Source organism: Streptomyces sp. NPDC088252 (assembly GCF_044740965.1).
Lineage (GTDB): Bacteria > Actinomycetota > Actinomycetes > Streptomycetales > Streptomycetaceae > Streptomyces.
This window is the reverse complement of record NZ_JBIURS010000020.1, coordinates 37,566-51,751: the sequence shown is the minus strand read 5'-3', so window position 1 is coordinate 51,751 and position 14,186 is coordinate 37,566. Positions and strand designations below refer to the sequence as shown.

8 protein-coding genes and 8 pseudogenes are annotated in these 14,186 nt (G+C 70.3%); 8 read left to right on the top strand and 8 right to left on the bottom strand.

Annotation, left to right across the window (positions count from 1 at the left end):
* Nucleotides 1–112 precede the first annotated feature (112 nt).
* Together ACIOHC_RS31935 and ACIOHC_RS31930 are read left to right on the top strand one after the other, a co-directional pair.
* On the top strand, nucleotides 113–496 hold the full coding sequence (locus tag ACIOHC_RS31935) for a hypothetical protein (protein WP_351081249.1): 384 nt from the start codon (nucleotides 113–115) through the stop codon (nucleotides 494–496).
* A gap of 326 nt (nucleotides 497–822) precedes the next feature.
* Nucleotides 823–951, top strand: a complete 129-nt coding sequence (locus tag ACIOHC_RS31930; RefSeq protein ID WP_351081247.1) for a hypothetical protein — start codon at nucleotides 823–825, stop codon at nucleotides 949–951.
* Between the two features lie 5 nt (nucleotides 952–956).
* On the opposite strand, the pseudogene ACIOHC_RS31925 reads toward ACIOHC_RS31930, so the two are convergent.
* Nucleotides 957–1,449: pseudogene (locus tag ACIOHC_RS31925) on the bottom strand (FBP domain-containing protein).
* A gap of 36 nt (nucleotides 1,450–1,485) precedes the next feature.
* Here ACIOHC_RS31925 and ACIOHC_RS31920 point away from each other — a divergent pair.
* A pseudogene (locus ACIOHC_RS31920) lies at nucleotides 1,486–2,081 on the top strand (TetR/AcrR family transcriptional regulator).
* Between the two features lie 92 nt (nucleotides 2,082–2,173).
* Nucleotides 2,174–3,343, top strand: a pseudogene (locus ACIOHC_RS31915) (GDSL-type esterase/lipase family protein); the annotation flags it as partial.
* Between the two features lie 183 nt (nucleotides 3,344–3,526).
* On the opposite strand, the gene gap reads toward ACIOHC_RS31915, so the two are convergent.
* The 6 genes and pseudogenes from gap to ACIOHC_RS31885 form a co-directional block, all read right to left on the bottom strand.
* Complete coding sequence (gap, locus tag ACIOHC_RS31910; protein WP_365691895.1) at nucleotides 3,527–4,525, bottom strand: type I glyceraldehyde-3-phosphate dehydrogenase; 999 nt, start codon at nucleotides 4,523–4,525, stop codon at nucleotides 3,527–3,529.
* Nucleotides 4,526–4,626: 101 nt separating this feature from the next.
* Nucleotides 4,627–5,583, bottom strand: a complete 957-nt coding sequence (locus ACIOHC_RS31905; protein ID WP_351081241.1) for a helix-turn-helix domain-containing protein — start codon at nucleotides 5,581–5,583, stop codon at nucleotides 4,627–4,629.
* A gap of 433 nt (nucleotides 5,584–6,016) precedes the next feature.
* The gene (locus ACIOHC_RS31900) at nucleotides 6,017–6,724 is read right to left on the bottom strand and encodes a hypothetical protein (RefSeq protein WP_401845013.1); all 708 of its coding nucleotides are present in this window, start codon (nucleotides 6,722–6,724) and stop codon (nucleotides 6,017–6,019) included.
* Between the two features lie 440 nt (nucleotides 6,725–7,164).
* Nucleotides 7,165–8,085 (bottom strand): RNA polymerase sigma-70 factor, encoded by a 921-nt coding sequence (locus tag ACIOHC_RS31895; RefSeq protein WP_401845010.1) that lies wholly within the window; start codon nucleotides 8,083–8,085, stop codon nucleotides 7,165–7,167.
* Nucleotides 8,082–9,286 (bottom strand): annotated as a pseudogene (locus ACIOHC_RS31890) (NAD(P)/FAD-dependent oxidoreductase). Before ACIOHC_RS31890 ends, ACIOHC_RS31895 begins: the two are co-directional and overlap by 4 nt.
* A gap of 269 nt (nucleotides 9,287–9,555) precedes the next feature.
* Nucleotides 9,556–10,080 carry a DUF3592 domain-containing protein gene (locus ACIOHC_RS31885; RefSeq protein WP_365691893.1) on the bottom strand — a complete coding sequence of 175 codons (525 nt, stop codon included), beginning with the start codon at nucleotides 10,078–10,080 and terminating at the stop codon, nucleotides 9,556–9,558.
* Nucleotides 10,081–10,528: 448 nt separating this feature from the next.
* On the opposite strand from ACIOHC_RS31885, the pseudogene ACIOHC_RS31880 reads away from it, so the two are divergent.
* Nucleotides 10,529–10,765: pseudogene (locus ACIOHC_RS31880) on the top strand (hypothetical protein); the annotation flags it as partial.
* A gap of 437 nt (nucleotides 10,766–11,202) precedes the next feature.
* On the opposite strand, the pseudogene ACIOHC_RS31875 reads toward ACIOHC_RS31880, so the two are convergent.
* Nucleotides 11,203–11,879 (bottom strand): annotated as a pseudogene (locus ACIOHC_RS31875) (TetR/AcrR family transcriptional regulator).
* Nucleotides 11,880–11,941: 62 nt separating this feature from the next.
* Here ACIOHC_RS31875 and ACIOHC_RS31870 point away from each other — a divergent pair.
* The 3 genes and pseudogenes from ACIOHC_RS31870 to ACIOHC_RS31860 all read left to right on the top strand — a co-directional run.
* Nucleotides 11,942–12,646 (top strand): annotated as a pseudogene (locus ACIOHC_RS31870) (amidase family protein); the annotation flags it as partial.
* Between the two features lie 23 nt (nucleotides 12,647–12,669).
* Nucleotides 12,670–12,840: pseudogene (locus ACIOHC_RS31865) on the top strand (ATP-dependent DNA ligase); the annotation flags it as partial.
* 260 nt (nucleotides 12,841–13,100) lie between these two features.
* Nucleotides 13,101–14,075 (top strand): helix-turn-helix transcriptional regulator, encoded by a 975-nt coding sequence (locus ACIOHC_RS31860; protein WP_351083853.1) that lies wholly within the window; start codon nucleotides 13,101–13,103, stop codon nucleotides 14,073–14,075.
* The last annotated feature ends 111 nt before the right edge of the window (nucleotides 14,076–14,186 follow it).

Genomic DNA, 14,186 nt, shown 5'->3' with positions numbered 1-14,186 from the left:
CGCGCGCGGGGGAGTTGGCCTGCCGGGACTCTGTGCTCCGGGCCTTCGCGTGGCGGATTGCCTCTCGCGACATGCCTTGGTCGGCGGTCGGCCCGGCGGGCAGGCTGCGCGCATGCAGCTCCCCGCCGAAGCCGTTGCCGCCACCGTGCTGATCGAGGTCGTAAGGATCTGCGCCCTCCCGACCGAGCGCGGCGTCCCATACCCTGGCAGGACGGTCGCCCACTGGGCCGGGACAGAGGCCGCCGACGCTCTGACGTTGATCGAGAACCTGCCCGGCAGCGAACAGCACCGCTGCGGCTTCTCGCCGGGCTGGAGCATCCGGGCGTACGAGGACTCTCTTGACCTGGCGCTGTTCGAGGCGGCGTTCTGTTTCAGGTGCCACGAGGTCCGCATGCACGGCACGGCCGTGCCATCCGCGATGACCACCCAGTTCTTCGACGCGGACACCCCGCCTGCCCAGGACCTCCTGGCCCTCTTCCGCGCGGCGGCCGCCTAAGGGCTGTCCCGCAATCCCTAGCGGGCGCGCGACGACAGCTACGGCACCTCGCCGCGTTGTCGGAACGTCCGCATACATCCAGTATGCGGATGTCCCTCCGCCTTGCGATGCACCGCATCCGACGCCGCGCACTGATCCACCACGGATTACGGGACAACCCTTAGTCGGCCGACCGGATACACATTCTCGCGCAGCCCTCGGGTCGTTGTCTTTCTCAGAGTCACCGCAGGTCAGAGGCTTTCGGGCTGAGCGCCTCCAGTTGGCCGGCCGGGCCGACCGGAGCGCTCCACATCCGGGAACGCAGACAGGGCGTCCAAGATCGTTGTGTGACGGACGACCTGGACACCCTGCTGACCGCACCGTACGTGAAGATCGACGACGAGATCGGAGCAGGCCGCCGCCACCAGTGCGCCGATTCCGGCGAGCAGACGCGCGCCGGTCGGCTGCCAGGCTGAACGCTTCATGTGGTGATCTTGGTGATGAACGCGGCGAGGTTCGCGACGGTTCGCTGGATCTTCTCCTCCAGGGCGAGTGACTCGTGGAGCCGTGCGCCGGCGCCCGCGTTCTTCTTGCCTCGCACGTACAGCGAGCAGGCGAGGTCGCTGCATATGTAGGCCCCCACGGAGTTGCCTTGTTGCCCGGCCCTGCCGGCCTTCGCGGCGACCATCAGCGAGACGCCTCCGGTGTGAGTGGTCAGGCACATCGAGCACATGCTGCGCCGCATCTGCCAGGAGCCGGGGCCGGGGGAGCGCAGTGCGAGCGCCACCGGTCGGCCGTCCAGTTCGATGGCGAGGTAGGCCCGGTCGGGGGCCTGGGGGTCTCGCCAGCCCGAGGAAGTCCAGGTCGGCCCAGGGCCGCTCGGTCAGGTCACGGGGGACGGGCAGGCGTTTCGCCTCGCCCTTGGTGCAGTTCACGAACGCGGAACGGATCTCTTGTTCAGTCAGAGGCCTCATGAACGACACGTTAATTTGCCTAAAGTTATTAGGCAAATGCATAATCGGTATCGCTGGATAGGAGGAAGATTATGGTTCGAGTGGGGGGTGGCCGCGGAACGCCTGGTCCGGGCGGGCGCGGAACTGGCGGACGAGGTCGGCTTCGGCCAGGTGACCGTCTCGGCGCTCGCCAGGCGGTTCGACGTCAAGGCGGCGAGTCTCCACTCGCACGCGAAGAACTCCCGGAACCTCAAGGTCGGGATCGCCTTGTTCGCGCTGGAGGAACGCGCCGACCGGACAGCCGACGCCCTGGCCGGGCGGGCCGGCAAGGCAGCCTTCGGGAACGTCTACCGCGACTACGCTCGGGAGCGCCCCGGCCGATACACCGCCGCCCGGCTCGGGCTCGACGCCGAGACGGCGGCCCCCGAAGCCGGCGTTCGGCACACATGGATGACGTCGGCGATCCTGCGCGGCCACGACCTGCGGAGCCGGGTCGGACGCACGCGGTCCGGCTGATGGGCAGTGTCCTCCACGGCTACGTCGGCCCGGAGACGGCGGGAGGCTTCGAGCACAGCGTCCCCCACGCGCAGGAATCCTGGGCCTGGATCGTCGATTCCCTCGACGTCCTGCTACGGAACCGGGCCACACCCTGACCGGACGAGGGCGGCACCGCCGGAGGCGGTCCGTCGCGCCGTGCCCCGGCGCGAATGAACATCCCGAAATTCTTGATCAACAGGCAGAGGCAATGAACACCGAGCACCACTGGATCACCACACCTGTCACCGCGGACATCCTGCGCGGCTTCCTCGACGTGGAGGCGACCGCGCACGGTCTGCTGCCGCACCGGCTGCCCGCCCGGGCGCGCCGGCAGATCCCCGACGACCAGCTGGCCATGGCCGAGGCCCAGCCCTCCGGCGTGCGATTGGCCTTCCGTACCCGGGCCACCGCGATTGAACTCGACACGCTGCCCACCAAGCGGGTCTACCAAGGGTTCCCCGCCCCGGCGGACGGCGTGTACGACCTGCTGGTCGATGGCGTTCTCGTCGCCCAGGCCACGGTGACCGGCGGAAACGTCCGCACCGTCACAGACATGCTCACCCAGTCCGCCGAGCTGTCCGAGGGGCCTCCCGGCACCGCCCGCTTCTACGGTCTGCCGACGGGCGACAAGAACATCGAGATCTGGCTCCCGCATACGGAGATCACCGAGTTGATCGCGCTGCGCACCAACGCCTCCATCGAACAGGCTCCGGACAACGGGCGCAGGGTGTGGCTGCACCATGGAAGTTCCATCAGCCATGGCTCGAACGCCGCTCACCCGAGTGCCATCTGGCCGGCCCTGGCAGCCGCCCGGGGCGGAGTGGAGCTGGTCAACATGGGGTTCGGCGGCAGCGCGCTGCTCGACCCGTTCACCGCGCGCGCGATGCGGGACACACCCGCGGACCTGATCAGCCTCAAGATCGGCATCAATATCGTCAACTCCGACGTGATGCGCCTGCGCGCCTTCACCCCCGCAGTCCACGGCTTCCTCGACACCATCAGGGAGGGGCATCCGACCACGCCGCTGCTGGTCGTGTCCTCCATCCTGTGCCCGGTCCAGGAGGACACTCCCGGCCCCCTCGCGCCCGACTTCGGCGGCGGCACCCTGCGGTTCAAGGCCACGGGCGATCCAGCCGAACGCGCAGCCGGGCGCCTGACGCTCAACGTCATCCGCGACGAACTCACCAGGATCGTCCGCCAGCGGGCGGTCGACGACCCGAACCTGCACTACCTGGACGGGCGCGACCTGTACGGCGAGACGGACTGCGCCGAGTTCCCGCTGCCGGACGAGGTCCATCCCGATCCCGCGGCACACCGCCGCATCGGCGAGAACTTCGCGCGGCTCGCCTTCGGCGACGGCGGCCCCTTCGCCGCCAAGACCGACTGGTCAGATCGCGGTCGCGCGGACTGCCATCGCTCCGTGGCGGTGCCGATGCCGGCGGAGTTCACGCCCGCGCTGCACCCCCACGCCGGCTCGCGCGGCCGGAGGGCGTCCACGAACCGGCCTGATCCAAACGGAGGTCGAGGCCCTGGGGCAGGTGGAGGGTGTCCTGGCGCCCGGTCAGTGGGCGGCGATGAGCTCGAGTGTGTCGATCACGCGGTTCGAGAAGCCCCATTCGTTGTCGTACCAGGCGACCACCTTGATGTGGCGGCCGTCTACGCGGGTGAGGGCCGCGTCGAAGATCGATGAGGCGGGATTGCCCGTGATGTCGGAGGAGACGAGCGGGTCGTCCGAGTACTCGAGGATACCGGCGAGCGGCCCTTGTGCTGCGGCGCGGTACGCCGCCAACACGTCGTCGCGCGTCACGTCGCGGGCGACGGTCGTGTTGAGTTCGACGATCGAACCCACCGGAACCGGTACGCGGATCGAATCGCCCGCCAGTTTGCCATCGAGGTTCGGCAGTACGAGGCCGATCGCTTTCGCGGCGCCCGTCGTGGTCGGCACGATGTTGACGGCGGCGGCGCGGGCGCGGCGGGCGTCACGGTGCGGGCCGTCCTGCAGGTTCTGCTCCTGGGTGTAGGCGTGCACCGTCGTCATGAAGCCGTGCTCTATGCCGGCGAGCTCGTCGAGGACCGCGGCCAGCGGTGCAAGCGCGTTGGTCGTGCACGAGGCGTTCGAGATGATCGTGTGCACGGCCGGGTCGTACGCGTCGGTGTTGACCCCCAACGCGAGCGTGACGTCGGCGCCGTCCGACGGCGCACTGACGAGCACCTTCTTCGCGCCTGCGTCGAGGTGTGCGCGGGCGGCAGCGGCCGATGTGAAGCGGCCGGTCGCTTCGAGCACGATGTCGACGCCGAGCTCGGCCCACGGCAGCTGTGCCGGTTCGCGTTCGGCGAGCACCGTGATGCGACGGCCGTCGACGACAAGGACGTTTCCGTCGACGGTCACCGGGCGGCCGAGCCGGCCGGCCGTCGTGTCGTACGCGAGCAGCCGCGCGAGGGTGGCGGGCTCCGTGAGGTCGTTGACGGCGACGACCTCGAGGTCGCTGTCGCGTTCGAGCAGCGCGCGCAGCACATTGCGTCCGATGCGGCCGAATCCGTTGATGGCGATACGAGTCATGAGTGGTGTCCCTTCGGTTCGCCATCAGGTTCGCTTGCACCGTCCGCCCGTGACAGCGGCGTGAGTGCCACGGCTCGAAAGGATCGCGCCACGGCGGCGGGCTACTCGCCCTGGGCGAAGGTGCGCCGATACTCGCTCGGCGTGGTGCCGAGGATGCGCTGGAAGTGCAGCCGCAGATTCGCACCGGTGCCGAGACCGGTTTCGGCGGCGATCTGCTCGATGCTTCGTTCCGAACGTTCGAGCAGCTCGCGGGCCACGTCGATGCGGGCACGCATGACCCACTGCATCGGCGTGTATCCGGTGTCTTCGGCGAAGCGCCGCGAGAACGTGCGTGGCGACACCGTCGCGTGGCGGGCGAGCATTTCAAGGGTGAGGGGCTCGCCCAGCCGGTGCAACGCCCACTCGCGGGTGGCGGCGAACCGCTCGCCCAGCGGCTCGGGCACGCTGCGCGGCACGTACTGCGCCTGGCCGCCGCTGCGGTAGGGGGCCGCGACCAGGCGTCGGGCCGCGTGGTTCGATGCGGCCACCCCGAGGTCGCCGCGCAGAATGTGCAGGCACAGGTCGATGCCGGAGGCGGCGCCGGCCGACGTCAGCACGCTTCCCTCGTCGACGAACAGGACGTTCTCGTCGACCTGGAGGAGCGGATGCTTCGCCGCGAGCGCGCGCGTGTAGTGCCAGTGCGTCGTGGCGCGCTTGCCGTCGAGCAGGCCCGTGGCGGCGAGCGCGAAGGCGCCTGTCGAGATGGCGGCGAGGCGTGCGCCCCGATCGTGGGCCGCGATCAGCGCATCGACGACGGCCTGGGGCGGGTCGTCGCAGTCGGGGGACCGGTAGCCGGGGATGAAGACGATGTCGGCCCACGCGAGCGCGTCGAGGCCGTGGGCGACGCAGTACGACAGGCCGTCGCCGCCGGTCACGAGACCGGGCGCGGCGCCGCACACCCGCACCTCGTACGGCATGCTCGCGCGGGTCGTGAACACCTGAGCAGGAATGCCGACATCGAGCGGCTTCGCGCCCTCGAGAACAAGGACGGCGACGCGATGCAGGCGGGAAGCTGGCACGGGAACAGAATACGAGGGGACGTGGGGGGCGGACCGTTCGGGCAGGAGCCCGAGAACGGGATCGTCGTGTCCTGGCGGGACCCGGTGGCCTGCCGGCAGGCCGGCCCCCGCATTCGGGTCAGGGAACGCGACCATGCCTACACCTGCATCCGTGAGGAACTGGCCGGTACCACCCCACTGCGTTCTGATCGTCCGCCGATGCCGCTTCCCCCGGTGGCCCGGGACGGCGGACGTGCGCGGCGAGCCGGTCCTCGACCTGGCTTCCGGCACCGGCTTGAACAGCAGAGAGTTCAAGCGGCGCGCCGCCGCGGAGGCGATCGGAGTCGATGGCTCGGGTGAAATGCTCGCCGGAGCAAAGGATTTGGAGCAGTGTGGTCCCGGCCTCCTCGCCGGTCGGCTCGCAGAGAAGGTGCCGGCAGCTGCCCGTCGACACTCATCTGTGAGCCGCCCGTGACGGCTGGGGGTGCGCCGTGTTGCCGGGGAGGCGTGAGAGGTCCTGTTCCGGTTGGCTGGGCGTCGGCGGTGGCGGCGGCAGCTCGGCGTGCGTGACCGTGTACCCGCCCCTGGTCACCGGGGCGTACGGGGCGGGGGCCATGCAGGTGCCGACCGGGGCCTCCTCGGGTCGGGTGACGCTGTCCGTCAGCAGGTTCACGCCGTTCCAGGAGAAGCCGACACGGTCGGCAGAACGGCCTTCGTCCTTGCCCCCGTCGTAGATGCTCAGCCCGACCCGGTGCCCGACGGTGGGCGGTCCGCCGGGGCTCACCTCGGTGATGACCGCTGTCAGTGTCGCGGTTCGCGGTCCGGTGACCAAGCAGTCCACGCGCCCCTTGGACGTGTACGTGATGTGTCGCTCGGCCGAGTAGTGAGAGATCTCGATCGTCCCCCGCGCGTCGGTGGGCAGACCCGTGGGGATCGTGGGCAGCGGACGGCTGTACGGGGCGCCGTGGGCGTCGAAGGTGAACGAGCGGATGTCGTCGTCCTTGTAGTAGGGCAGCACGAACTCGGCGCTTCCGACGACGCTCGCGCGGATCGGCTTCTCCTCCCGGTGCCCGGGGGAAGCGACGGCGGAACCGGACAGGGTGAGACCTGTGGCGAGTGCGGCCAGGACGGCCACGGTCCTGCCCCGTGGAAGAGACGCCATGATGATCTCCTGACTTTCTTGAGGACCGGTGTTCGACGTGATCCATCCTGCGAGTTCGCCTGGTCCCGGTCATCCGTCGGCAGGCTGGACGTCCCGGCGTTCGCTCACGACGTGCGACGTAGATGCCGTCAACCTCAGGTCGCACGCCGCGAGTCGGCCGAAGCCCCGTGCCGGTGCGGCCGGCCCGTGATGCGTGCGGCAGCCGGCAGTCGGTCTCGTGGACTCTGCGGCTCATGCGCGGGCGCCGCCCCGGCCGGTGATCTGGGCCGCACGAACAGACCGCGTACGGCACCCGCTCGCGCATCATCCCCACCACCGCGCACCTCGGACACACCCCGGACAACCGCAACCCTGCCCCGAGTGGACGCTGTTCGATCTGGTGCAGCACCTGGCGCTCGACGGTGTCTCCTGCACCTGGCGGCAGCACGCGCTTGCGGTGCTCACCGCGTGCCGATGCCGTGAGTGGTGCCGTCGGTGACGGCCTTGAGTTTGTCCGGGTTGGCCACGTTGTGGATGGCGGTGATACGGCCGTCGGCGTCGAAGTCGAAGGTGACGGTGGCGATCACGCGTTCCGGCCCGCTGCACACAATGCCCGGCGCACCGTTGATCCCGACGAGTCGGGCATTCATGTCAGCGGGATCGACTCCCCGGTAGGTGACGGTGCCGATCGCCGCGAACCAGGCGGCCACCGTGGCCGCGCCGACGACCGGGCGCAGGGCCTGCCGGACCTTGCCACCGCCGTCGGTCCACAGGGCCACGTCCGGGGAGAGCAGTTCCATCAGGGCGTTGACGTCCCCGCCGGTCGCGGCGGCGAAGAACCGCTCGGTGGCCTCGCGCTGCCTTGACCTGGCGGCGGCGAAGCGCGACCGCCGGGCCTGCACGTGCTCGCGGGCCCGGTGCGCGGCCTGTCGCACTGCGGCTTCGGATCGTTCCACCGCCTGCGCGATCTCTGCGTGGCTGAAGTCGAAGACTTCCTTCAGCACGAACACCGCGCGCTCCAGCGGGCTGAGCGTCTCCAGCACCACCAGCATGGCCATCGACACCGATTCGGCGTCCGTGACGATCTCTGAGGCGTCCCCGCCGGTGAGGACGGGCTCCGGCAGCCACGGACCCACGTACGTTTCGCGCTTGTGCCGGGTGGAGCGCAGCCGTTCCAGCGCCAGGTTCGAGACGGTCCGCGTCAGGTACGCCTTGGGGTCGGCCACCTGCGCGCGGTCGGCGGCGGACCACTTGATCCAGGCGTCCTGGACCGCGTCCTCGGCGTCGGCGGCGGAGCCGAGGAGGCGGTAGGCCACGGAGAACAGCAGTCGCCGGTGCTCGTGGAAGACCTGTTGGTCGGGGCGGGCGGCCAGGTTGGTCACCGGGCCTCCCCGACCCGGGTGAAGCGGCCCCCTCGGGGCCAGAACGCGCCCGAGGCGGGCATCTTCTTCATACGGGCGTAGGTCGGCCAGGGCGAGGCAGTCACTGTCTCCTGATACCGGGCCGCCATACGGCCGGTCAGGTGAATTCGCCGGGGGCTGTCGTCGGGGCGGGTGAACTGCACCACCGCGTCGTGCCGCCCCAGGCTCACCGGCGTGTGGTAGTAGCCGAAGCGGAACGGCTTGGGCTGCTTGCCCTTCAGCACACGGTCGATCGACAGCGCGGCGTGCACTCCGGTCGGCATACCGCCCTGGCAGGTGCCGTGCATGACGCCGTAGCCTTGGCGTATCGCGGCGGCGTCACCGACCGCGTACACGTCGGCGTGCGACACCGACCGCAGCGTGGCGTCGGTGACGATGCGTCCACGCTCGTCGACCGTCAGCCCGGCGGCGGCCGCCAGCGGCGACACCCGCGTACCAGTGGTCCATAGAACGGCGTCGGCGGCTATGGTGTCCCCGCCCGCCAGTTCGACCGCGTCGGGCAGCATCTTCACCACCTCGGCCCCGGCGCGCACCTGGCGCCCAGCCGGTCGAGCACGGCCCGCACGTACGCCTTGGCCTTGGGGTTCATGGCCGCACCGGGCTCGGCCCGGCCCAGCAGCACGACGTTGAGCTCCGGGTGCTGTTCGGCGATCTCCGCAGCCGACTCGATGCCGGTCAGCCCGCTGCCGGCGACCACCACGGTGCCGCTTCCGAGCCGCCCCAGCCGGGCGGCCAGCAACTCGGTGTCCTGGGCACTGCTCAGGGCGTACGCGTGGTCCTCGGCCCCCGGCAACGTCGAGGTGTCGGCAGCCCCGCCCAGCGCGTACACCAGCGTGTCGTAGTGCAGCACCCGGTCGTCGTCGATCCGCACGGTCCTGGCTTCCGCGTCCATCGCCGTCACCCAGCCGCGCACGAACTGCGCGCCCGTGCCCTCCAGCAGCTCCGGGATGCTCAGCTCGGCGGACCGCAGCCCGGTCCCCGTCATGTGCAGCCGCGTCCGCTCGGTGAAGCGCTCCTGTGCGTTCACCGAGGTCACCTGTACGCCCTCGCGCCCCTTGACCCGGGCCGCGAGCTGGATCGCCGCGGCCATGCCCGCGTACCCCGCCCCCAGGACCACCACGCGGCACGCGGTCGTGGTGCCGGTCTCCTGCCGTGCGTTCATCGTTCCGTCCTCCTCGGCTCGCTTGCTGCCACCCACCAGATGGGAGCAGGCGGCCTGGACATGACATGGGCCGGATGTGATGCGCGACACAGCTCGAATAGGGGCCCTCCAGCACGCGGTCGAACGAGTCCGCGAAGCCGTCATGGCGCGGCGGCTGTGACGACTGCCCTGCGGTGGCCAGGCATCCGGGTCCGGGCCGGCTCCTCCCGCGCCGGCCGGCTCACGGCACCCATGAGCGCAAGGGCGAGGCTGTCTCCGGGCAGGCAGCGTCATCCCACCGCCGGCCGATTCCGCTTCCGCGTCGCCCGCCGAATGCCGCGGAGGCCTTCCCAGCCGCCCCTGAGTGCCAGCAGCAGCATGACGATCATGAGCGCGAGCCCAATCAGGGCCAGCATGCCGTACGCCACCCTGTTGCTTGTCACGGAGTGGGTGCTCGCCGTCTCGGGATGCCCCGGGTCGTACTGGACGCGGATCGAGTCGCCGACGTCCGCGTCACCGGCCTCCCAGAACTGATAGGGCGTCCCGGTGGCCGTGGTGAAACGAACTTCGATCCTCTTGAAGCGGCTTCCCTGGGGCCCGGCCACCTCGTCCTTCGCCAGGACGACCCCGTCGACCTGCCGTCCACGCGCGGCTACCACGGAGGTGTCGTTCAGCCCGTCGAGTCCTTGGCGGACGAATCCGTACCCGAGGACGACGAGCAACGCCGCCAAGGCCGTCACGGCCACCCCGCCCGCGACCTTCACTGCGACGCGCGCCCACGCATCGATCCGGCGCAGCCACCGCCGCGCGCTCACCGTCTCCCACCCGTCCCATGAGCCACGGCCCCTCCTGCCAGACCTCGCACCGGGCGGCCTCCGCCGCGTGTTCTCCCAGGTGTCCTCCCCGTCGTGCGGGGCTCTATCCGGGAATCCTGTGCCCCCTGCGATTTGCTGTCTCGCGCGGGCTTGTCGCCCGCGTGGGAATCGCAGAACGTCAGGTGGATCAGGGGCAAGATCCCGTGGGACGTGACACGGGCCGATGCGGGACGAGTGCCCGGCGGCAGCGGTTACGAACCTTTCGAGGACCGGTCGCAGTATCGGCTGACTGAACGGCGGCATCGCTCAGCCTTCGCATGGCCCGACTTCAATGACCCACCGCTACGGCTTCCGGTACGCGTACGCATCCGGCGTCTGCCGGACATGCAGGAGCGTCATGGGCTCCACGGCAGAGAACGACGGGCCGTGCCGGCGCCGAAACCCCCTGTCCGCTCAAGCCCCCATCTCACGACATCTCGGCGTGCGCAAGGGAGCCGGCCTGGTCACCGAGCGCCGCGAGGGCAACCGGATCCATTACACACTGGCCGAGGATCGCCTGGCGATCTGCATCGGCCGGTTCCTCGGCGCCGTCTGTCCTGAGCAGATCGTGCTCCGCCACACCAAATGGCGCCCGGGGCGCAGAGTGAGGGGTCATGAGGCAGCTGCGATTGTCCAGCGTCATTGAGCGACGGCTTCTGGTGAACTACCGGGTCGCCCCGGACACCGCGGCACGCCTGCTCCCCGAGCCGCTGCGCCCCCCGTGTGGTGCACGGCTACGCGGTCGTGGCCGGGCGAGCCGACCCGGCCACCCGACCCGCATCCCGGCCTGACCGCTCTGAACCCACGTGAACTCGACGTCCTGCGCCTGCTCGCCCAGGGCCTGAGCAACGCCGAACTGGCCGCCTGCCCTCGGCCGCGTCTTCCGCGGCCGGGGCGGCCCGTAGCGCACGGTCCCGAGCCGCTCGTACTTTACGCACCACGCCCACGCGCGGTGAGATCGGAGTCGGCGGCACACGATCGCGGGGCGGTCACGGCACGACCGCCCCTGACCCGCCATCAGCCCGCCGCACTCCAAATGCCCGGCAACCAGCGAAGTTCTGCCGGAATACTGGCCCTCGCGCTCTACGACCGGTCGGCGGTACTGCTGGTTGCGGACCGAGGCCGCTGAGAAAGACTGCGATCCGACGGGGACGGACTCGCGGCGGGGGAGCGGTGGCGGCCCAGAATCCCCTCGACGATTCTCATCAGTCGATCCCCCGTCCGACCGATGCTTCCGTTCTGCGTGCTGACCTGCGCTCCTTCGAGTACGAAGGTGATCTCGGCCGCTGCCTGCTCGGGGTCGGGCAGCCCGGCCCCGGCGCACATGCTGACCAGTCTGCGGGTCTGAAGTGCCTTGTGTTTCTCGATCACTTGCCGTGCCGGATGGGATCGGTCGGGCAACTCGGCAAAGGAGTTGATGAACGGGCAGCCCCGGTGCGAGACCGACGGCAGGCCCTCGGCGATGAAGCGGGCCAGACCGAGGATCTGCTCTCCCGGTCGGCCGGGGTGTTCGGCCTCGACCCGGTCGAAGGCCGCCTGGTAGTCGGCGGCGACGATCCGCAGCCACTCCGCGACCAGCGCGTCCTTGGTGTCGAAGTGCCGGTAGATCGCCATCTTGGTGGTCTGGGCCCGCTCGGCGATCGCCTGGACACCCACCCGCCGGACCCCTCGCTCCGGAAGAGCTCTTCGGCCGCGTCGAGGATGCGCTCACGAGGCGGCAGTTTCGCCACCCTGCTCGGCCTGCTGGCGGTCGATGCCATGACTACTCCGTGACGTCCGGTCAGTTGTGGGCTCCGTACCCTCTGCTGCGGTACCAGTCCCCCCGGGCTCGCCGCGGATCGGTGTCCTCACCCGCGCGTGGGGCGGACGCCGCATCACCACACCCGTCGCCGACGCGCTCACGCGCACTGTGCGTCTGTTCGAATCCCTCGGCCACCGGGTGGAGGATGTCAAGGTCGACCTCGGGGTCGACTGGGAGGAGTTCGTCCTGGCCGGTGCCCGTCAGTGGACGGCGAATCTCACGGCTTCGGTCGACGAGTTGGCTGCCGCCTTCGGTCGACCCATCGACCTCTCGACCCTCGAACCGCCCATCCTTGCCAGCTACCACTACGGGCAGCGGGTCAGTGGTGCCCAGTTCGTCGCCGCTCTCGCGATCCGAAACCGGGTCGCCCGAAGCCTGGCATGGCACTTCGACGCTCACGATGTCCTGCTCACCCCGACCCTGCCGGAACTTCCTCCGGCCTTGGGTACCCATGCCGAAGGTGCGGAGAGGCTGGACGGCCTCGGCTGGCTTCGCTGCCTCTTCGACATCTCGCCGTTCACCGTGGCGTTCAATGCGGCGGGAACGCCCGCCATGTCCGTGCCTGTGACGGCCGACGCCGAGACGGGGCTCCCGATCGGTGGGCAGTTCGCTGCGGGTTACGGGCTCGAAGGCCGCCTTTTCCGCGTTGCCGGACAACTCGAACAGGCAAGCCCGTGGTCGGGCCGAACCCCCACGGTGTGGGCCGGGAACCACGCGGGTCGATGAGGAGTGCTCCAGGAGAGAGCCGGAAGCCCCGCGGTCGCTCCCGCGCGTGGACCAAGATCCGGCACGTCCGCACCATCGACGTGATCGTCGGCGGATGGCTGCCCGACCGCGGCAGGCTCACCGGCCTGCCCGGCGCCCTGCTGATGGGTGAGCAACACCGGTACGGCCTGCGAGATATCGGCAGCGTCGGCACAGAGTGAGCGACAGGCAACGCACCCACGCGCAGCGCCTCTCCAGACCGCCGCCCGGCGGGCGCGGACTGACTGCCGACGCTTCCGCCGGCGTCTCCGTCGGCGTTCACGCCGACGCTTTCACCAGCGCCGCTTGTCACGCCGTCCGCTCCTGGTCCGCGTGATCATGCCGGTGTTAGGGTGACGATCTTTGGCGGAATGACAGCCACCGTAGAAATGGGGTCGGGGGGTGGTGCCGTGCGGTGCCGCCGGGTTGGGGGGACATGCGCACGCTGCGCCCGTTGCAGGCTCTCGGTCTCTCCGCGACAGCGGAGGCCGCCTACCTCGCGCTCGTGGAATGGGGTCCGCAGACCCTGACCGAACTCACCGACCGGCCGGCGCTGGTCGGGTCGCTGCTTGACGGTCTCAGGGACGCCGTCGCCGAACTCAGCGACATCGGCTTGGTGTCCCGCACGGACGGCAGGCTGACCGCCCAGCCGCCCCGCGCGGTGCTGGAGGCGGTCGCCGAGCGGCGCGCGCGCCAGGCCCGGATCGCCTACGAGAGCGCCACGGCCCTGTCGCAGTACTGGCTCGACCACACCGCCGGAGCGAGCTACGTCGAGGTCGTCGACACCTCCGAGCGGCGCGGAGAGATCCAGTCGCGGGTGCACAACGGGGCCGTGTCCCAGGTGCGCGCGCTGTCGATCGGGCCGGTGGGCGGGGGCGACCGGATGCCGGAGGTCGGCCCCGGCACGCTGGACGCGCTGGACCGCGGGATCGCCTACCAGGTGGTGTACAGCGCCAACATCCTGCAGGACCCCAAGGCGCTTGAAGTGGCGAACGAGTGCGTCGCCCGGGGAGAACAGGCCAGGGTCTTCCCCGATGTCGCGCTGAACGTGTTGGTCTGCGACGACCGTTTCGCCGTGGTCTCCGTCGCCGCCCCGAACCGTACGGGACACCACAGTGTCGTCGTGCAGCCGTCGGGGCTCCTGGACGGGCTGATCGGCGTCTTCGAGTCTTACTGGCAGATCGCCGTTCCGCTTCCGCCGGCCGGTGAGGCCGTCAAGAGCGAGGCGACCCCCGAGGGGCGGCAGCTCCTGAGCTACCTCAGCACGGGGTTGACCGACGAGTCGATCGCCCGTGAGCTCCGGGTGAGCGAGCGCACCGTCGCCCGACGCATCGCCCGCCTCCAGGAGATGCTCGGCGCCAAGACCCGGTTCCAGCTCGGTGTCCAGGCCAGCCGTCGCGGCTGGTTGTGACTCCGGGCCGCGGCCGGGCTCGCGGCGTGGGCGCGCGGGGCGGGCCGGTGCGTGATCCGTCCCGCCCCGCGCGGGTCCTCAGCCGCGCAGGCGTTCATCGCCTCGCGCTGT